Below are 18,302 nucleotides of genomic sequence, written 5' to 3'. Positions count from 1 at the left end.
ACTAGGCTGAGCCCATGAGTGACTTGCTCGTATGGATCGACTGCGAGATGACCGGCCTCGACCTGGGTCGTGACGCGCTCGTCGAAGTGGCGTGCGTCATCACCGACAGCGAGCTCAACCAGGTGGACGAGGGCGTCGACGTGGTCATCAAGCCCCCGCCAGAGTCGCTGGAGCAGATGTCGCAGGTGGTGCGCGAGATGCACACGGCCTCCGGTCTCCTGCCGCAGCTCGCCGGCGGGGTCACGCTGGCCGAGGCCGAGTCGCTCGTGCTGGAGTACATCCGCCGCCACGTGCCGGAGCCGAAGAAGGCGCCGCTGTGCGGCAACTCGATCGGCACCGACCGCACGTTCATCTCGCGTGACATGCCCGCGGTCGACGCGTACCTGCACTACCGGATGATCGACGTGTCGTCGATCAAGGAGCTGGTACGCCGCTGGTACCCGCGGGTCTACTTCGCCGCGCCGGAGAAGCAGGGCGGCCATCGGGCCCTCGCGGACATCACCGAGTCGATCAGGGAACTGCGCTACTACCGGGCCGCGGTGTTCGTCAGCCAGCCGGGTCCCGATTCGGTGACGGCGCGTGGACTCGCCGAACGTGTCAGCGGTTAATCGGGTGGCGTAAAGACTCCCGAACACCGCTACACTTTTCCTGTGCCGCCGCGATGCGGCACGCATGGTGGGTGTAGCTCAGTTGGTAGAGCGCCAGGTTGTGGTCCTGGATGTCGCGGGTTCAAGTCCCGTCACTCACCCTTGGTGACATGGCCGGTCCTCAAGGACCGGCCATCGTCGTTTTCTCCGGCAACGTCCCCAAACCAAGACTTTGCGAGTTATGCTCGCTGTCTACCGCTAGCGCCGGAAGCACGGGGGTCCCTCGGCGATCTGACCGACATCGTGCCCACGGAGGCCGGATGAGAGTCGACGACACCGCCTTCGGCGGAGTGTTCACATCCTTAAGCAAGCGCGAGGCAGAGGTCATGGATCTGATAGCCACAGGTCAGTCCAATGGCCAGATAGCGCAGCGCTTGTTCCTGAGCGAGAAGACCGTGAAGAACCACGTCAATCGCATCTACGCCAAACTCGGCGTGGATTCCCGCGTCACCGCCATAGGCCTGTGGAACTCAAGGTCTGACGACTAGTCCCCCGTACGGCAGAGCCGCCCCCACCCCAAACCGCCACAAGGGCTGGGGGCCCTCCAGGGTGACGCTCCTCCGCCGCACCGCCTGACCGCCGTGACGCGCGCCCGCGCACCGGCCGGGTGGTCACCCCATGCCCACCTTCAGATAGCCGGTCGCCTCGGCGATCACGCCATCACGCAGCCGCATGAGGTTGAGGCCCCTGGTGACGGCGCCGCCCGAGGCGAAGCGCCACCGGATGACCGCCTCGTCGCCCCGCACGCTGACGTCCTCGACCGTCCAGGTGAGCGTCTTGTCCTCGGCCAGGGCCGACCAGAAGCGCAGCGCCTCGCCCGGCCCCGTGTAGGTGGCGCCGTCCACGTTCTCCAGCGCGCAGTCATCGGCCACCAAAGCGGCCAGGCCGGAGGCGTCGTGGGTGCGGAAGGCGGCGTTGAATCCGTCGATCACGTTCTTCGTCATGCCGACGATCCTGCTCGGCGGCGCGCGGGGCGGCAATTCCCGGCAGGGAATCGTGGCTAGCGCCCGGTTTGGGCTAGAAAGTGCCTGTGGAACGATTCGGAAGCGCGTTGAGGCACTGGCGCGGCGTCCGCCGGGTCAGCCAGCTGGAGCTGGCCGGGCGCGCGGGCACGACGCAACGGCATCTCAGCTTCATGGAGAGCGGGCGCTCGCGGCCCGGCAGGGAGATCGTGGTCCGCCTGTCCGACTCGCTCGGGCTGTCGCTGCGCGAGCGCAACGGGCTCCTGCTGGCCGCTGGATACGCTCCGGCCTTCCCGGAGTCCAGTCTGGACGATCCGGTGCTGGAGCCGGTCAGAGAGGCGCTGGAGCGCGTGCTGGAGGGGCACCTGCCGTACCCGGCCGTGGTGGTCCGGCCCTACGGCGAGCTGCTCGCCGCCAACGCGGCCTTCGAGGTCCTCGCCGAGGGGGCGGCGCCGGAGCTGCTGGAGCCGCCGGTCAACCTGTTCCGGCTGGCGCTGCATCCGCGTGGCATGGGCGCGCGGGTGGCCAACATGGCCGACTGGGGACGGCACGTGGTGGAGAACCTGCGGGCCCAGCTGCTGCGCAGCCCAGACCCGCGGCTGGACGGCTACATCCGGGAACTGGAGTCCTACCTGCCCGCGGCGGCGCCGGGGCCCGAGCACCTGGGCTTCGCCGTCCCGCTGCGGCTGCGCTCACGGGACGGCGAGCTGCGGCTGCTGACCACGATCACCTCGTTCGCCACCGCGATGGACGTGACCGTCGCCGAGCTGCACCTGGAGGCGTTCCTGCCGGCCGACGCGGCCACCGCGGCCGCCCTACGCGAGCGGGTGCCCACACCAGAACCCGAGCGGGCGCTCAGACCAGGGCCCGTGCGATCGCCTTGAGGCCGTGGTCCAGGTCCTCTTCCGGGATGTTCAGGGCGGGGCGTAGCCGTACCGACCGCTCGCCGCACGGCAGGACCAGGACACCCTCGTCCTCCCTCAGCCGGCCGACCAGGGCGTCGCGCCGGGCCGGGTCGGGCAGGTCGAAGGCGATCATGAAGCCGCGGCCGCGGGCGCTGGACATCAGGTCGGGGTGCTCGGCCTGGATCTTGGTCAGCCCTTCGAGCGCCTGCTCGCCGAGCGTGGCGGCGCGGGCGATGAGGTCGTCGCGCTCGATGATCTCCAGGAGCGCGCGGGAGCGGACCATGTCGACCAGTCCGCCGCCCCAGGTGGAGTTGATCCGGCTGCTGACACGGAAGACGTTGTCGGCGACCTCGTCCACCCTGCGTCCGGCCATGATGCCGCCCACCTGGACCTTCTTGGCGAAGGCCACGATGTCGGGTTCGAGGCCGAGCTGCTGGTAGGCCCAGGGGGTGCCGGTGGTCCCGGCGCCGGTCTGCACCTCGTCGAGGACGAACAGCGCGTCGTACTCGTGGCACAGGCGCTGCATCGCCCGCAGAAACTCCGGGCGCATGTGGTTGTCGCCGCCCTCGCCCTGGATGGGCTCGGCGATGAAGCAGGCGATGTCGTGAGGGTGTGCCTCGAACGCGGCGCGGGCCTGGGCGAGTGCGCGGGCCTCGGCGGCCTCCACGTCGCCGTGGTGGATCGCGGGGACCTCGACGCGCGGCCAGCCGAAGGTGGGGAAGCGGTCGGTCTTGGCCGGGTCGGTGTTGGTGAGGCTGAGGGTGTAGCCGCTGCGGCCGTGGAAGGCGCGGGTCAGGTGCAGGACCTTGGTCCCGAGGGTACGGCCGCGCCCGGCCGCCTCGTTGCGCCGGCTCTTCCAGTCGAAGGCGGTCTTGAGCGCGTTCTCGACGGCCAGCGCCCCGCCCTCCACGAAGAACAGGTGGGGCAGCTCCGGGTCGCCGAGCACACGGCTGAAGGTGTCGGCGAAGTCGGCCAGGTGCTCGGTGTACATGTCCGGGTTGGCGGGCTTGTTACGTGCCACCTCGCCCAGGAGCCGGGCCGTTCCCGCGTCGAACGGGGGGTTCACGCCCAGCGGAGCTGAGGCGAAGAACGTGTAGAAGTCCAGGTACCTGCGGCCGGTGCGCAGGTCGGTGAGCCAGGAGCCCTGGCTGCGTTCTAGGTCGAGCACCAGCCGGTAGCCGTCGACGAGGAGATGGCGGGCGAGGCGGTCGAGTACATCCATGTCTTCCTCCCGGGTGAGCCAGACACGACATACCTTCCCTATAGATGCCGTAAATACCCGTAAACTTTCCGTGCCCACCGCTTCACGGCGCCAGCTTCTTCACTTTGAAGGACAGGACGACCATCGCGATGCCGTAGATGATCGCGAAGATGCCGAGCAGCCAGGTCAGGGTGAGCATCCCGGTGGCCGGCCAGATGATGAGCAGGATGCCGAAGATCACCGAGAGCACGCCGCCCAGGATGAGCATCCACTCGTTGTCGATCTCCTTGCGGAGCTGGACGCCGGCGACGATCTCGGCGATGCCGGTGAAGATCGCCCAGAAGGCGATGACGTAGAGCAGGGCGAGCGCGGTGATCCCCGGCCAGGCGAAGGCCACGATGCCGGCGAGGATGCCGATGATGCCGGAGATGATGAGCCAGGCCCTCGACTGCACGTTGTGGCCGAAGGCGGCGAAGAGCGAGAAAAGGCCGCTGACGATCGCGTAGGCGCCGAAGAAGATCACCAGGACGTACAGCGTGATCCCCGGCCAGATCAGCGCGAGGATGCCGAAGATGATGGCGCAGATGCCTCGGATGAGTACGAGCCACCACGTGCGCGCGATTTGCTCCATGCCCCGATGCTTTCCAGAAAGATCACTCATGGAGACCCCGATGGGGTCAAATATCGGTGATCCGGATGGCAAGAGTTCCGGTGGCGCCCCTTCTCAACCGGCTGCCCAGCAGGGTGATCCGCCCGATCAGGCCGTACTTGCGCCGCAGCAGGCCGCGCACCCGCTCGGTCTCCCCGGCCGGCAGGATCTCCGCCTTGCCGTCCACGGCCGGGCCGCTCACCTTGCCTCGCAGGTCGCACGGGGCGACGGTCACGCGCGGGTTGGCGCGGACGCGCCTGACCTTCCACGAGTCGGCGACCGTCCAGATCACGACCGCCTCGCCGTCGCGTGCGCACCAGACCGGGGTGGCCACGGGGGTGCCGTCGCGCCTGAAGGAGGTCACCGACACGTACCGCTCATCACCGAGGTTCACACGTGGGAGTACACCACGATCGAGACGGCGATGTACTGCACCAGGTACGCGGCGATGGTGAAGGCGTGGAAGACCTCGTGGAAACCGAACCACGCGGGTGCCGGGTCCGGGCGGCGCAGGCCGTACACGATGGCTCCGGCGCTGTAGAAGACGCCGCCCACGGCCACCAGCACGACGGCGGCGATGCCCGCGCCCTCCAGCAACTGGGGCATCACGAAGATGGCGGCCCAGCCGAGCGCGAGGTAGAGGACGGTGTAGAGCCAGCGCGGCGCCCCCATCCAGAACACGCGGAACAGTACGCCCATCAGCGCTCCGCCCCAGATGACCGAGACGACCGCGATGCGGGCGGCGCCGGACAGGGCGAGCAGGGCGAAGGGCGTGTAGGTGCCCGCGATGATCAGGTAGATGTTGGCGTGGTCGAACCGGCGCAGCACCTCTGCCAGCCTGGGGCCGAGCGTGCCGCGGTGGTAGGTGGCCGAGATGCCGAAGAGCAGCCCCGAGGTGACGGCGTAGATCGCCGAGGCCAGCCGTGCCTGCAGCGTCGGGCCCAGTGCCACGAGCGCGAATCCCGCGACAAGCGTCACGGGCAGCGCCCCCGTGTGCAACCAGCCGCGCAGCCTGGGCTTCGCGAAGGTGGTCGTCATATAACCTACGGTACCGTAGGTTAGGTACCCCTTAGCAACCCCTACAGTCCTTGCAGGAACCGCGCCGCGATGGGGACCGCGGCCGAGCGGCCCGAGCCGCCGTTGCGGACGAACACGCAGAAGGCCAGGTCGTCCCGGTAGCCGATGAACCAGCCGTGCTCGTTCTGCGTGTCCACCTCGGCCGTGCCGGTCTTGCCCGCCACGCCCTCCGGCAGGCCGGCGCCGGCGGCGGTGCCGTACTCGACCACGGCCCGCATCATCTCCCGCAGCCCCTCGGCCACGTCGGCGTCCACCTCGATGTCGCGCAGGGGCGGGCCCTCAAGGTCGGCCGCCTCGTCGGCGGGCAGCAGCCGGGGCGAGCGCCACACGCCGCTCTCGACCGCGGCGGCGACGGCGGCCATGCACAGCGGCGTCGCCTGCACGCTCGCCTGGCCGATGACGGCCTCGCCGAACCAGTCCGGGTTCATCTTCTCCGGCTCGGGGATCTGACCACAGGAGCCGCCCGCGCCGGTGGGCAGCCGCAGGCCGCGAAAGCCCCAGGGCGCGGCCGCCTCGATCAGGTCACCGGGCTCCATGCGGGTGGTGGCCTCCTCGACGAAGGTGGTGTTGCAGGAATGCGCGAACGCCTCGGTGAAGCTGACCGTGCCCCGGTCGGCGGCGCCGGCGTTCCTGAAGGACCTGAAGCCGGGGATCTGGTAGGTGGCAGGGCATTCGACCTGCGACGATCCGGACAGCCCCGTCCCCATCAGCGCCGCCGCCACCACGGCCTTGAACGTCGAGCCGGGCGGGAAGAACGACGTGAACGCCTTGCTGCCGCCCTCCAGCCGGTCGGCCACGGCCACGATCTCGCCGGTGCTCGACCGGATCGCCACGATGGCCGCGTCCGAGACGCCGTCCAGGGCCCGCGCGGCGGCGGCCTGCACGGCGCGCGAGAGCGTGGTCTTCTGGGTCTTCGGCTTCGAGACCTTGCTGATCAGCACCTGGACGCTGTCGTCCGGCCTGATCGCCTGCAGCGCGGTGCCCTTCTTGTGCGGGTAGGCGTCGGCCAGCTTCTCCAGGTAGTACTCGGCGTAGTTGTTGTCGGGGAAGCGCTCACCCTCGCTGGTGACCAGTTCGACGGAGGGCGCCCGCACCGAGCCCAGCTCCAGGATGCCGTTGTCCGCCAGCAGCGGGTGCAGGGTCTCCGGGGCCCAGATGACGTGCCAGCCCTTCTCGCGTACGGCCAGCCTCAAGGTGCCCTGGAACTCCCACCAGCCGAACTCGCGTAACTTGCGCCTCCCGGTGAAGGGCACCTCGGCGCTCTCCTCCCCCGTCCGCGTGAGCGTGCCGGGCGTCAGCTCGATCGCGTCCACACGCAGCGAGCGCGACAGGCTCAGGTGCCGCTCCATGAAGTCGTCGGGTACCTGGAAGACGAGCCTGCTCATGGCCTGCACGTCGCCGCGGCGCCAGGCGGTGAAGTACGACTCGGCCGTCTTCTCCGGGCTTCCGTGCGTGCTGTTGGCCGCGAGGACCGCGAAGGCTCCCGCCCCCATCACCGCCAGAAGCGCAATAAGGAGGACAATCAGCCTTCGTCGTCGCATACCGTTTCTCCCAGGAAAGGGGACAGAAAGTGGCGCGTGGACAGCGGGAGCCGATGCCCGGCCGGTACCCGGTGACGTTCGGTGAAGTCGAGCTTCTCCGGGACCTGGACCGGCAGGACGGCTGGGTGCTGTCCAAGGATGGCGTACCTCAGTCATATATCGACCTACAAGACCCCACATTCCTGGAATTTGAATATGTGCGGCTTATGGCCGATGTGATCGACGTCATGGACGACGGGCCGATCAGCTGCCTGCACGTCGGCGGCGGCGCGTGCTCCATCCCCCGCTACGTCTCCGCCACCCGCCCCGGCTCCCGCCACATCGTCATCGAGCCCGACGGCCTGCTGGTCAACCTCGTGCGCGAGCAACTCGACCTGCGCTCGGTCCCCAAGCTCAAGGTGATCGTCGCCGGGGGCAGGGAGGGCACCCAGAAGGTCTGGGACGAGAGCGCCGACCTGGTCGTGCTCGACGCCTTCACCGCCGCGACGATGCCGGTCGAACTGGCCACCGCCGAGTACCTGGCCGACCTGGCGCGCGTGCTGCGTCCCACCGGGACGCTGCTGATCAACATCGCGGACGGCAAGGGCCTGTCCTTCGCGCGCCGCCTGCTGGCCACCGTCACCGCCGCCTACGGCCACGTCGCGCTGCTGGCCGAGCCCGCCATCATGCGCGGGCGCCGCTTCGGCAACCTCATCGTCGCCGCCTCCCGCACCGGCCTGCCCGTCGACCTGCTCACCCGCCGCGCGGCCGGCGGCCTCACCCAGGCCAGATGCGTGTACGGCGAGGCCCTCACGAACTTCGTCGCCGGCGCCGCCCCCATCCGCGACGGCGACCCGGTCCTCGCCCCGGTACCGCCCCCGTCGGTCTTCGGATGAGACGTTACGGATGAGACGTTACGGATGAGACGGTTGCAGATGAGACGGTTGCAGATGAGACGGTTGCGGATTGGGCGTTTTCGGGTGGGGGGTCAGCCCTCCAGGTAGGCCAGCACCGCGGCCACCCGCCGGTTGACGTCGCCGGTGTTCTCCAGCCCGAGCTTGGAGAAGATCACGTTGACGTTCTTCTCCACCGACGACAGCGACAGGTGCAGCGCCCGCCCGATGGCCGGGTTGGACCGCCCCCGCGCCATCTCCCGCAGCACCTCGCGCTCCCGCCCGGTCAGCGAGCCGAGCGGCGAGTCGCCCCCGCCGCGCACCTCCCGCCGCGACATCAGCCCCTCGACCACCTTGGGGTCGATCACCGAGCCGCCCTCGGCCACCGCGGTGATCGCGCCGAGCAGCTCGCCGAGGTCGCCGACCCGGTCCTTCAGCAGGTACGCGAAGCCCTCGGTGCCCTTCTTGAACAGCTCGAAGGCGTACAGCGCGTCGCCGAACTGCGACAGCACCACCACCCCGACCCCGGGATGGGCCGACCGGACGGCGTGGGCCGCGTCGATGCCCTCGAACCCGGCCCGCCAGCCGCCGCCCGGCATCCTGATGTCGGTGACCACCACGTCGGGCGCGAACCTGCGGACCGCGTCGAGCAGTTCGTCGGCGTCGCCCACCGCGGCCACCACCTCCACCCGCCCCGACGTCTCCAGCAGCCGCCTGGTGCCCTCGCGCACCAGGTAGTGGTCGTCGGCCACGACCGTACGCAGCGGCTCAGTCATGTGCCGGCACCCAGGCGCTCACCGTGGTCCCCTTTCCGATCGTGCTGGACACCTCCAGGCCGCCGCCGAGCGCGCTCAGCCGGTCGGCCAGGGCGCCCAGGGCGGTGGCGGACGGCTCGAACCCCCTGCCGTCGTCACGGACCGAGGCCCGCAGCCGGCCGTCGTGGCGCGACAGCCGTACCTCTATCTTCCCGGCTGCGGCGTGCTTGAGCGCGTTGGCCAGCGCCTCGCTGACGGTGAAGTACAGCGCGCCCTCGATCTCGTCGGCGAAGCGGGTGGCGCGCAGATCCGGGCCGGCCAGGACGGTCGTCGGCACCGGCAGGCGGGCGCAGCGCGACTCCACCGCCTCCACCAGGCCGCCCTGCGCCAGCACGGAGGGGTGGATGCCGGCGGCCAGCTCCCGCAGGTCGTCGAGGGTCTGGCGGGCCTGCTCGCGCAGCGGCGGCAGCATCTCGGGGCCGCCGCCGGAGGCCCGGGCCAGCTCCAGCCCGGCGATGAGCGCGACGAGCTGCTGCTGGACGCCGTCGTGAATGTTGCGCTCCAGCCGCCGCCGCTCGGCCTCCTGGGCGTTGACCAGCCGCCCGGCCAGCGCGGCGCTGCGGATGGCCAGCCCCACCGGCACCGCGAAGGCGTGCAGCAGCCGCCGGTCCTCCGCGGTGAAGCGCCCCTGGTTCTTCTCCCCCACGGCCAGTTCCCCGAGCCCGCCCGCCACGCGCTCGCGCACGGTCGCCTCGCCCTGCCTGCCGCCCGCGGTGAACCGCGCGCCGCCCGTGAGCGACACCTCCGCCCACCGCACGTCCAGCCCCTCCCGTACGGCCCGCGCCAGCCCCGCCAGTTGCTCCCCCGGCTCGGCGTCCTGGAGCTCCGGCGACAGCTCGGACAGCAGTTCGCTCACCGTGGGCCGCATGTCGAAGACGAGCGAGAGCCTGGAGCCCCGGACGCCGAACCGGATGTCGAGCAGCCGGTACCGCACCAGGGCGACGCCGATCGCCCCCGGCACCGCCGCCAGCACGGTCATGGTGCCGATGCTCACGATCGCCAGGTGATCGACGGCCAGGTAGGTCAGCACCACCGCGAACCCGATGACGCCGAGTGCGCTCCCGCAGATCATCCACAGGTACTGCGGCCGCTCCCGCGCCTGCGCGCGCCGCCACCGCACGACCAGCCCGAAGAGCACGACGATCGCCATGATGTACACGACCATCTGCGCCATCCCGCTGACCACCGTGGCCACCAGGTCGACCGGGCCGGACAGGGTGGGCGGGCCCTGCTTGAGCGGGTCCAAGGACGACAGGGTCGTCGCCACCGCGTGCAGGACGATCGCCACTCCGGCGATCCAGGCGACCGGCCGCCATCGCCGTGAGGGCAGCCGGCCGTCCGGGAACAGCAGCGGCAGGTAGACCCACACCAGCCCGTAGAAGACCGCGAACACGGCGGCGAACCACTTGGCCGGAACGTCCGCGCCGACGTGCCGGGCCAGCGCGCTGCCCAGCGTGCCCACCCCGAGGGAGCAGGCGGTGGCCAGCAGCAGCCAGCCGTACGGGATCTCGGGGCGGCGCAGCGTGATCAGCCAGCCGAGCACGGGTGTGAGCAGGCCGATCAGCATGTAGAGCCACTGGCCGGCGCCCGTGCCGTCCAGCATCGAGCCGATGATCAGGCTCGCCCCGGACAGCGCCGCCAGGGCGCTCGCGAACGCTCTCATGGGTATCCATCCTGCTCAGCGGGCATGCGCCACGTCTATGCGGTTGACCGCATACCAGAGTGCGGTCAACGTGGTGGGTACGGCGGGCCCGCGTCACCAGAGTGGAGCCATGTTCCCTCGAATGACATCGAAGTCCCTGCCGGCCCTGGCCGTCGCCGCGACTCTGCTGGCCGGATCCGGCGTCGCGACCGAGGCCGGCGCCGCGCCCAGTCCGTCGCCCTCCGCCACGGGCTCGCCCGGCGTGGAGATCCCCGCGACGCCCGCCGGGCAGCAGTTGCGCTGGGTGCTCGGCGCCATCGGGCGCGTGCCGGTCCCGGAGACCGAGATCAAGGAGCACTTCGCCGGCAGCTACCTCGCCGTGCTGCCTCCGGCGGAGGTCAACGCGTTCCTCCGGGATCTGGCGGGCCTGACGCTGAACGCCGTGGACGGCTCCCGGCCGAAACAGATCGAGGTCACGGCCACCTTGTCGGGCCACAAGTTCATGGTCACGCTGGGAGTCGACGACACCGGCAAGATCGACCTGCTGGGCGCCGAGCCGATCCTGCCCGCGCCTTCCGAGCCCAAGACCTGGAAGGAGCTCGACGAGCGTCTCGCCAAGGCGGCACCCCGGCATGCCTACCTGGCGGCGGAGATCAAGGGGAGCCGGATCCGCCCGATCCACGCGATCCGCCGGAACACCGACCGGCCGATCGGCTCGATGTTCAAGCTGTACATCCTCGGCGCGCTCGCCAAGCAGATCCGCCAGGGCAAGCTCTCCTGGAACACCCAGCTCACGATCACGCCGGAGCTGAAAAGCCTGCCCAGCGGCGAGTTGCAGGACCGTCCCGACGGCAGCAAGGTCAGCGTCCTGGAGGCGGCCACGCTGATGATCGCCATCAGCGACAACACCGGCACGGACATGCTCCTGCACAAGGTGGGCAAGCGGGCCGTGGAGAAGACCATGCGGGCCTGGGGCGCACGGGACAAGAGAAACTTCCCGGTCCTCAGCACCCGGGAGCTGTTCACGCTCAAGGGCGCCGACTATCCCAAGCACTCCAAGGCCTACCTCGCGCTCGGCACGGCGGCCAAGCGCGCCTACCTGCGTGACACCGTCGCCAAGGTGCCGCTCGCCTCGATCGCCCCATGGCTGAAGCCGCCGCGCGAGCTCGACACCATCGAATGGTTCGCCTCCCCCTCCGACATCGCCCGCGCCCACGCCGAGCTGCGCAGGTTCAAAGACCCGAACGTGGGCCGGGTGATGTCGGTCAACCCGGGCGGCCTGGCGAAGGGCACCTGGTACAAGGGCGGCTCGGAGGTGGGCCTGCTGGCCCTCGGCCATTCCTACCGGGCGGCGAACGGGAAGGTCTACGTCCTCACCACGCTGGCGGCCAACCCGGCCGCGCCGTTCCCGTCCAGCGCGACACGCGAGCTGTTGGCGCTCGCCCAGGGCGCGGTCAAGCTCGCGAAGTGATCGCCAGGTCCAGGAAGAGAGCGGCCGACCAGCCGAAGCCGGTGGTCGCCCGCGTCGCCTTCCTGCCCGTCTCCGGGTTCCAGTACTCGTAGAGGCCGCCGCCGTCGCGCACCATGGCCAGCGTCCTGGCCACCAGGGCGTCGGCGGCCTCGCCGTACCCGGAACGGCGCAGCCCGTCGGCGAGCAGGTAGTTGACGTTCAGCCAGACCGGTCCGCGCCACATGGCGTCGGGGTCGTGGCGTGGGTCGTCGAAGGCCACGGTGGGCACCGGGCGCTCGCCCCAGAAGGAGGGCGAGCGGAGGTCGGCCACCAGGCGGTCGGCGACCTCCTCGGGCAGGCGGCCCGTGAACAGCGGCATCAGGTCCAGCGGGGTCCTGACCTCGGCCACGACCTCGCCGACCAGGGTACGGAAGCGGGTGCCCGTCCAGCGCCGCCCGACCATGAGGTCGGTGAGCGCCTGGGCTCTGGCCCGCCAGTCCGGGGCCTCGGGGCGGCCGAGTTCGGCGGCGATGTCGGCCAGCCGGTCGTACTGCAGGGCCAGGTAGGAGTTGAGGTCCGGGGGCTCGGCGCGGGGGCCGTGGTCCCAGATCGGGCTGTCGTCCAGGCCGGAGGAGTACGGGTGCAGGTACTCGGCCAGGCCGTCGCCGTCCGGGTCGGAGCGCTCGAACCACCACTCCTGAGAGCGGACCAGCTTCGGGTAGACCTCTTCCAGAAAGCCGCGGTCGGGGGCGGCTTCGTGGATCTTCCACACGGCCCACGCGGTCAGCGGCGGCTTGGTGACCGGCACGACCTCCCTGATCGGCTCGCCGCCGACGTGCTCGGCCAGGCGGGCCAGGTCGGAGCGGGGCAGGTCGGTCGTCTCCGCCAGCGATCCGTGGTCGTGCACGACGTCGGGGATCAGCCCGTCCTCGCGCTGGTTGTCCAGCAGGATGCGGATCTGCTCGCGGGCCAGCTCCGGGTCGGCGTGCCGCAGGGCGATGGCGTGGAAGTAGGAGTCCCAGTTCCACAGGCCGACGTAGCCGTACTTGGAGGGGACGAGCGACTCGCGGCCCCTGATGTCGATCAGGTTGACCGCGAGCGTCCACCAGGCCATCTGGGCCCGCTCACGCAGGTCCTCGCGGACGGCGGGCAGCTTGGCGAACCACGCCGCCCACCTGGCGGCCGCCTTCTCCAGGACGTCCTCGTGGACGCCCTCGCCGACGAGGGTGAACGTCCCGTCCACGGCCGCCTCGCCCTGGTCCCAGACCGCGTGCGCGCCGGTCCCGACGAGGACGAGGGTCTCCGGGCCGGCGAAGGCCAGGCTCACACCGTCCTCGAAGTCGATCCGGTCGGGGAGCGCCTGCCGTACCCGCAGCTCGTGGTCATCGCGGAAGAGCCGCAGGCCCGTCAGGACGGTCGTCTCGCCGAGGCGGGTCTCGTACTGGGCGCGGGCGATCCACAGGGAGCCGTCGTCGGCGGCCATCACCAGCAGGCGGGAGCCGCGGTCGGTGAAGGGGCGCTCGCGCAGGTCGAGGGTGAACAAGGTCAGCGTCCTCCGAGGCCGGAAGCGGCCATCGAGTTGATGATCTTCCGCTGGCCGATCAGGAAGGCGATCAGCGTGGGCACGACCGCGATCGAGGAGGCGGCCAGGATGAGGCCGTAGTCGATCGCGCCGAACTGCTTGGCGTAAGTGGCCAGGAGCAGCGGCACCGTGAACAGCTCGGGCGTGTTGAGGAAGATCAGCGGGAAGAAGTAGGAGTTCCAGGCGGCGAGGAAGGCGATGATGCCCATGGCGCCGAGGCCCGGCTTGATGTTGGGCAGGACCACGCGCCAGAAGATCGTCCAGCGGTTCGCGCCGTCGATCCTGGCCGCCTCCTCCAGCTCCATCGGTACCGCCCGGATGAACTGGCGCAGCAGGAAGACGGCGAACGGGTTGACGATCGTGGGCACGATCAGCGCCAGGTGCGAGTCGACCCAGCCGACCTTGGCCAGCATGAGGTACAGCGCCGTGATCGTCACCTGCGGTGGCACCATCTGGGTGGCCAGGAAGAGCACGAACAGCGCGCCCGAGCCCCTGAACTTGATCCGCGCGAAGGCATAGGCGGCCATCGCCGAGGTCAGCAGCGTGAGCGCGACGTTGATGACGGCGATGTAGAAGCTGTTCCAGTACGCGGGCAGGATCGTGCTCTCACCGAGCACGTCGCCGTAGTTCTGCGGCTGCCACGGGCTGGGCAGCCAGTCGGTCGGGTTGTTGAGCATCTGGTGCGTGCCCTTGAAGGATGTCAGCAGCATCCAGACGAAGGGGAACAGCATCAGGAGCCCGCCGACGGTCAGCGAGACGTGCAGGGCGACCTGCCTGGTTCGCATGGCGGATCCCTCAGGAGTCGTAGTGGACGAAGCGCTTCTGCGCCATGAACTGGACCAGGGTGACGATCAGCGTCAGCACCAGCAGCAGGACGCCCGCGGCGCTGCTCATGCCGAACTCGAACTTCTTGAAGCCGAGGTCGAAGAGGTGATAGACGATCGTCTGCGCGCCCTCGTTGTCCTTCGGGTCGACCAGCACGTAGATCAGGTCGAACGCCTGCAGGGAGCTGATGACGGCGACCACGGTGGAGAAGAAGATCGTCGGTGACAGCAGCGGCAGCGTGACCCGGCGGAACGTCTGGAAGGCCGTCGCGCCGTCGATCCTGGACGCCTCGAAGATCGCCGGCGGGATCGTCTGCAGCCCGGCCATGAAGATGACCACGTTGAGCCCGAGCGAGGACCAGATGGTCACGGCGGCGATCGAGACGATCACCCAGGAGGGGCTGCCCAGCCAGTCGGGACCCGTGATGCCGAACAGGTTCTGCAGCGTGGTGTTCAGCACGCCGTTCTCGTCGTTGGCCAGGATGACCTGCCAGATCAGCGCGACCGCGACCGAGCTGGTGACGACGGGCATGAAGTACAGCACGCGGTAGACGTTGCTGCCCTTGAGGTTGTTGAGTCCCACGGCGACCAGCACGGCCAGGGTCAGGCCCACGGGCACCGTGATCAGCGCGATCGCGACCGTGTTCCAGACGGCCCTGCCGAAGTCCGGGCTGCTCAGCTGGGCGGCGAAGTTGTCGAAGCCGACCCACTCCGTGGCGCCGAGACCGTCCCACTTCATGAACGCCAGGACCACGGCGAACAGCAGCGGCACGATGAGGAACAACACCAGGCCGAGGACCTGCGGCGCGAGGAAGAAGGCGGCCCACAGGCCGTCCCGGTTCCGGACCTTCTTGGCGGAGGTCCGGGCCGGGGCGGCCGTGGGGCGGGTGAGCGTCGCCACTAGCCGAGCTTGCCTTCGACGAGCTTCTGCAGCTCGGTCATGCCCTGCTCGACGGGAACCTTGCCCTGCCAGACCTTCAGCAGGTGGTCGTTGATGTCCTTGGTCAGGCCCGGCACCGCGACCTCCTCCGGGTAGTTGGCGAAGCCGTTGTCACGCACGTCGATCAAGGTCTGCGCGTGCTCGGGGTAGCCGTCCAGGACGACCGACTCCGCGCCCTTGACCGACGGCACGGCGCCGCCGCCCTTCATGCGGGTGATCTGGCCTTCCTTGCTGACGAAGTTCGTGAAGAACTGGAAGGCCTCCTTCGCGTGCGGAGTGTCCTTGTTGATCGCCAGGTAGGAGGCGGCCACGGCGCCCGACATCGGCTTCCCGTCCGGGGAGGGGAAGGGGACGATGTCGTAGTTGGACTTGTCGCCGCCCTTCTTGAGGATGTCGATCACCCAGCGGCCGCCGGCGTAGAAGCCGGCCTTGTGCTTGAGGAACTGCGTGTTGCCGCCGTTGCTCGCCGGGAGCAGGTCGATCGAGACGAACGTCTTGTCCTGGTAGCCCTTGGCCAGCGTCTGCAGCGCCTCGCGGGACTTGGGGTCGGTGGTCGCGGTGAACTTGCCGCCGTCCCACGCCTTGCCGCCGAAGCCATGGATCATGCTGTACGTGGAGCCGTACCAGTTCCAGAACAGGGAACCGGACTTGCCGGCCTTGACCAGCTTCTGGCCCATCTCCAGGTACTTGGGCATCGTCCACTGGCCGGCGGCGTACAGCTCGGCCGGGTTTTCGGTGATGCCGGCGTCCTTGAGCGCCTGCTTGTCGAACCAGAGGACCTCGGGGTTGACGTCGTTCGGGACGCCGTAGATCTGGCCGTCCTTCTTGGCGCCGCCGTACACGCCGTCGAAGAAGTCCTCGGGCTTGCTCTTGGAGTCCGCGCCGGCGAGCTTGTCATTGAGCGGGGTCAGGACGCCGGCCTGGACGAACTTGCCGATGTTGTCGTCGCCCACGAAGAACACGTCGGGCGCGGTCTTGCTGGTCAGCTGGGTGAGGAGCTTGGGGTGGTAGTCGTCGTACTTGGCCACCGGCTCAAGCTTGAGCTTGATGTTGGGGTTCTTGCTCTCGAACTCCTTGATCAGGGGCTCGTAGAGCTTCATGTCCTCCGCCGACCCCCAGGCCGACCAGCGGATGGTCACCGGGCCGCCGGCGGCGTCCTTGCCGCCGGAGCCGGGGACGCCCGGTGCGCCGCCGCCGCCACTGCATGCCGTGGCAGCGATCGCGAGGATGCCGATGACGGCCGCCGCACGCTTCATGTCTTACTCCTGAGGGGTGTTACGCGAGCCCGCCGCCGTCGACGACGAGCGCTGATCCGGTGATGTAGCTGGCGGCGTCACTCGCCAGGAAGAGCACGGCCTGAGCGATCTCCTCGGGGGTACCCGAGCGACCCATCGGCCGGTCGGCGGCGTCCTTCTCGAACGCCGCCCAGTCCTCGTTGAGCTGCTTGGCCTCGTCACGCAGCATCGGGGTGTTGGTGTCGCCGGGATTGACGGAGTTGACGCGGATCCCGGCCTTGGCGTGGTCGATCGCCAGCGCCCTGGTCATGTTGACCACGGCCGCCTTGGAGGCGCAGTAGGAGATCGCGTTGCCGCCGCCCTTGAGGCCCCAGCCCGAACCGGTGTTGACGATCGAGCCGCCTTCGGTCATGGCCGGGATGGCGTACTTGCTCATGAGGAACACCGAGCGCACGTTGACCGCCATGACCCGGTCCCACTCCTCGACGTCGAGGTCGAGCGCGGTGGTGCGGCGGATGATGCCGGCGTTGTTGAACAGCACGTGCAGGCCGCCGTAGGTCTCGACCGCCGTGCGGACGATCAGCTCGCAGCCCTCCGGCTGCGACACGTCGGCCGGTACGGCGGTGCCACCGATCTCCTCGGCCACGGCCCGCGCGCCCGCGGCGTCGATGTCGGCGACGACGACCTTCGCGCCCTCCTTGGCGAACAGGATCGCGGTCGCGCGGCCGATGCCAGAGGCACCTCCGGTGACGATCGCTACCTTGCCGTCGAGCGTGCTCATATCTGGAACTCCTCACTTGCCGGACAGATCCGGTAGATCGTGCTTTCGCGGTAACCGGTGATCACCCGGACGTGTCCGCTGAGCTTGCTGTCTGTCTCGTCGTCGCCGGTGTCGGCCAGCAGCGGCCGGCCGTTGAGCGCGGCCAGCTTCTGCTGGGTGGCCAGCACGAACAGCTCCCCTCCGCCGTCCCTGACCGCGTCGAGCACCCGGGGCGAGACCTGCTGGTTGCCGCGGCCGAGCACGAAGCCCTGCCCGCCGATCACCGACAGGACCAGCGCCGACCGCTCGCCGCTCACCAGCTCGAACAACTCGGGCTCCGAGACGTCCGCACCGACCACGACACCACCGACGCCCCCGAATCCCGAGCCGCCACGCTCGACCACGTCCACGCCCAGCAGCGTCGTGGCCAGCCCCAGTTCCCTGCCCACGGCCAGCGTGGTCGCGCCGGGACCCAGGACGTAGCGGATGCCGGGGCGCATCGTGGCCACGACCTCGCGGGCGATGCCCTCGACGGTCCCCTCGGCCGTCGCGGACGAGCCCGCCTTCCTGCCCGACAGCGCCGCACGGGCCGCGGGGACCCTGAGCGAGCCGTACAGGCGTGGACTGACCGCGCCGCGGCGGTAGAGCTCCTCGTCGAGATCCACCACCTCGGCCTCGGCCGTCGTGCCGTCGAAGTCCGCGGCCACGAACCCCGCCGTGGCCGCGCTGAGGGCGAAGCAACCCGAGTAGACCTTGACACCCGCCGGGATCCCGAGGACCGGAGGGGCCGCTTCACCCAGCTCCCGGACGGCGTCCAGGACGTCGCGCGCGGTGCCGTCGCCACCGGCGAACAAGAGCAGGTCGACGTGGGCCAGCGCGGCCACCGCCGCCCTGGTGTCCGCCGCCGTCGTCAGCCCCACCCCGCCGGCGATCCGGCCGGGCTCCGGGTGCCGGGGGGCCGGTGGCCGTACCAGCTCGTGGGCGCCTTCGACGCCCATCGGGCCGGGGACCGTGGCGATCCGGACGCCGGGACGGCGGGCGAGCAGCGTGCGGACGGCCTGCGCCGCCCGCTCCCCCGCCCGCGGCCGCGCGCCCCTGGCCAGGGCCTCGCGCTGGACGTCCGTCCCGTCGCTGCCCTTGAGCCCGGCCGAGCCGCCGAGCCCGGCCACCGGATTGACCACCAACCCCACGGTGAACATG

General features: G+C 69.9%; 19 protein-coding genes and 1 tRNA gene. 6 read left to right on the top strand and 14 right to left on the bottom strand.

The features are described from left to right. Positions 1-14: 14 nt before the first annotated feature. From orn to ACIBKY_RS31550, 3 genes are all read left to right on the top strand, one after another. Positions 15-608: an oligoribonuclease gene (gene orn / locus ACIBKY_RS31560; RefSeq protein WP_397102268.1), complete on the top strand. Its 594-nt coding sequence runs from the start codon at positions 15-17 to the stop codon at positions 606-608. Positions 609-675: 67 nt separating this feature from the next. Next, positions 676-748: transfer RNA gene (locus ACIBKY_RS31555), tRNA-His, on the top strand. 159 nt (positions 749-907) lie between these two features. Next, on the top strand, positions 908-1,135 hold the full coding sequence (locus ACIBKY_RS31550; protein WP_184960057.1) for a helix-turn-helix transcriptional regulator: 228 nt from the start codon (positions 908-910) through the stop codon (positions 1,133-1,135). A gap of 123 nt (positions 1,136-1,258) precedes the next feature. On the opposite strand, the gene ACIBKY_RS31545 is transcribed toward ACIBKY_RS31550, so the two are convergent. Then, positions 1,259-1,591 carry a nuclear transport factor 2 family protein gene (locus tag ACIBKY_RS31545; RefSeq protein WP_397102265.1) on the bottom strand — a complete coding sequence of 111 codons (333 nt, stop codon included), beginning with the start codon at positions 1,589-1,591 and terminating at the stop codon, positions 1,259-1,261. 86 nt (positions 1,592-1,677) lie between these two features. Here ACIBKY_RS31545 and ACIBKY_RS31540 point away from each other — a divergent pair, with 86 nt between their 5' ends. Then, the gene (locus ACIBKY_RS31540) at positions 1,678-2,493 is read left to right on the top strand and encodes a helix-turn-helix domain-containing protein (protein ID WP_397102263.1); all 816 of its coding nucleotides are present in this window, start codon (positions 1,678-1,680) and stop codon (positions 2,491-2,493) included. On the opposite strand, the gene lat is transcribed toward ACIBKY_RS31540, so the two are convergent. From lat to ACIBKY_RS31515, 5 genes are all read right to left on the bottom strand, one after another. Beyond that, positions 2,465-3,736 carry an L-lysine 6-transaminase gene (gene lat, locus ACIBKY_RS31535; protein WP_397102261.1) on the bottom strand — a complete coding sequence of 424 codons (1,272 nt, stop codon included), beginning with the start codon at positions 3,734-3,736 and terminating at the stop codon, positions 2,465-2,467. The two genes, ACIBKY_RS31540 and lat, sit on opposite strands and share 29 nt — an antisense overlap. Positions 3,737-3,818: 82 nt before the next feature. Further along, positions 3,819-4,346, bottom strand: coding sequence for an HdeD family acid-resistance protein (locus tag ACIBKY_RS31530; protein WP_397102259.1), 528 nt, complete (start codon positions 4,344-4,346; stop codon positions 3,819-3,821). Between the two features lie 46 nt (positions 4,347-4,392). Next, positions 4,393-4,758 (bottom strand): PPOX class F420-dependent oxidoreductase, encoded by a 366-nt coding sequence (locus tag ACIBKY_RS31525; protein ID WP_397102257.1) that lies wholly within the window; start codon positions 4,756-4,758, stop codon positions 4,393-4,395. Continuing rightward, entirely contained in the window at positions 4,755-5,402 is a 648-nt protein-coding gene (locus ACIBKY_RS31520) for a hemolysin III family protein (protein ID WP_397102255.1), read from the bottom strand. The genes ACIBKY_RS31525 and ACIBKY_RS31520 overlap by 4 nt, the downstream gene beginning before the upstream one ends. A gap of 41 nt (positions 5,403-5,443) precedes the next feature. Beyond that, the gene (locus tag ACIBKY_RS31515) at positions 5,444-6,982 is read right to left on the bottom strand and encodes a penicillin-binding transpeptidase domain-containing protein (protein WP_397102253.1); all 1,539 of its coding nucleotides are present in this window, start codon (positions 6,980-6,982) and stop codon (positions 5,444-5,446) included. A 53-nt stretch (positions 6,983-7,035) separates the two neighbouring features. On the opposite strand from ACIBKY_RS31515, the gene ACIBKY_RS31510 reads away from it, so the two are divergent. Then, entirely contained in the window at positions 7,036-7,857 is an 822-nt protein-coding gene (locus ACIBKY_RS31510; RefSeq protein WP_397102946.1) for a spermidine synthase, read from the top strand. Positions 7,858-7,949: 92 nt separating this feature from the next. Here ACIBKY_RS31510 and ACIBKY_RS31505 read toward each other — a convergent pair whose 3' ends face one another. Together ACIBKY_RS31505 and ACIBKY_RS31500 are read right to left on the bottom strand one after the other, a co-directional pair. After that, positions 7,950-8,630, bottom strand: a complete 681-nt coding sequence (locus tag ACIBKY_RS31505) for a response regulator (protein ID WP_397102251.1) — start codon at positions 8,628-8,630, stop codon at positions 7,950-7,952. After that, positions 8,623-10,332 carry an ATP-binding protein gene (locus ACIBKY_RS31500; protein ID WP_397102249.1) on the bottom strand — a complete coding sequence of 570 codons (1,710 nt, stop codon included), beginning with the start codon at positions 10,330-10,332 and terminating at the stop codon, positions 8,623-8,625. Before ACIBKY_RS31500 ends, ACIBKY_RS31505 begins: the two co-directional genes overlap by 8 nt. Positions 10,333-10,453: 121 nt before the next feature. On the opposite strand from ACIBKY_RS31500, the gene ACIBKY_RS31495 reads away from it, so the two are divergent. After that, the gene (locus tag ACIBKY_RS31495; protein ID WP_397102247.1) at positions 10,454-11,782 is read left to right on the top strand and encodes a serine hydrolase; all 1,329 of its coding nucleotides are present in this window, start codon (positions 10,454-10,456) and stop codon (positions 11,780-11,782) included. Here the strand turns inward: ACIBKY_RS31495 and ACIBKY_RS31490 are convergent. The 6 genes from ACIBKY_RS31490 to ACIBKY_RS31465 are packed head-to-tail and all read right to left on the bottom strand — an operon-like array spanning position 11,766 to position 18,301. After that, a complete protein-coding gene (locus ACIBKY_RS31490) occupies positions 11,766-13,304 on the bottom strand; it encodes an amylo-alpha-1,6-glucosidase (RefSeq protein ID WP_397102245.1) in 1,539 nt (512 codons plus the stop codon). The two genes, ACIBKY_RS31495 and ACIBKY_RS31490, sit on opposite strands and share 17 nt — an antisense overlap. 2 nt (positions 13,305-13,306) lie before the next feature. Then, positions 13,307-14,128: a carbohydrate ABC transporter permease gene (locus ACIBKY_RS31485; RefSeq protein ID WP_397102243.1), complete on the bottom strand. Its 822-nt coding sequence runs from the start codon at positions 14,126-14,128 to the stop codon at positions 13,307-13,309. A gap of 10 nt (positions 14,129-14,138) precedes the next feature. Next, a complete protein-coding gene (locus tag ACIBKY_RS31480) occupies positions 14,139-15,068 on the bottom strand; it encodes a carbohydrate ABC transporter permease (RefSeq protein ID WP_397102241.1) in 930 nt (309 codons plus the stop codon). Continuing rightward, the gene (locus ACIBKY_RS31475) at positions 15,068-16,363 is read right to left on the bottom strand and encodes an ABC transporter substrate-binding protein (RefSeq protein WP_397102239.1); all 1,296 of its coding nucleotides are present in this window, start codon (positions 16,361-16,363) and stop codon (positions 15,068-15,070) included. Before ACIBKY_RS31475 ends, ACIBKY_RS31480 begins: the two co-directional genes overlap by 1 nt. A 19-nt stretch (positions 16,364-16,382) precedes the next feature. Further along, positions 16,383-17,123, bottom strand: a complete 741-nt coding sequence (locus ACIBKY_RS31470; protein ID WP_397102237.1) for an SDR family NAD(P)-dependent oxidoreductase — start codon at positions 17,121-17,123, stop codon at positions 16,383-16,385. Further along, positions 17,120-18,301, bottom strand: coding sequence for an ATP-NAD kinase family protein (locus ACIBKY_RS31465; protein ID WP_397102235.1), 1,182 nt, complete (start codon positions 18,299-18,301; stop codon positions 17,120-17,122). The genes ACIBKY_RS31470 and ACIBKY_RS31465 overlap by 4 nt, the downstream gene beginning before the upstream one ends. Position 18,302 lies beyond the last annotated feature (1 nt).

The organism is Nonomuraea sp. NPDC050394, assembly GCF_044459065.1.
Lineage (GTDB): Bacteria > Actinomycetota > Actinomycetes > Streptosporangiales > Streptosporangiaceae > Nonomuraea.
The sequence above is the reverse complement of the archived record's forward strand: the minus strand, read 5'-3'. Positions and strand labels throughout refer to the sequence as shown.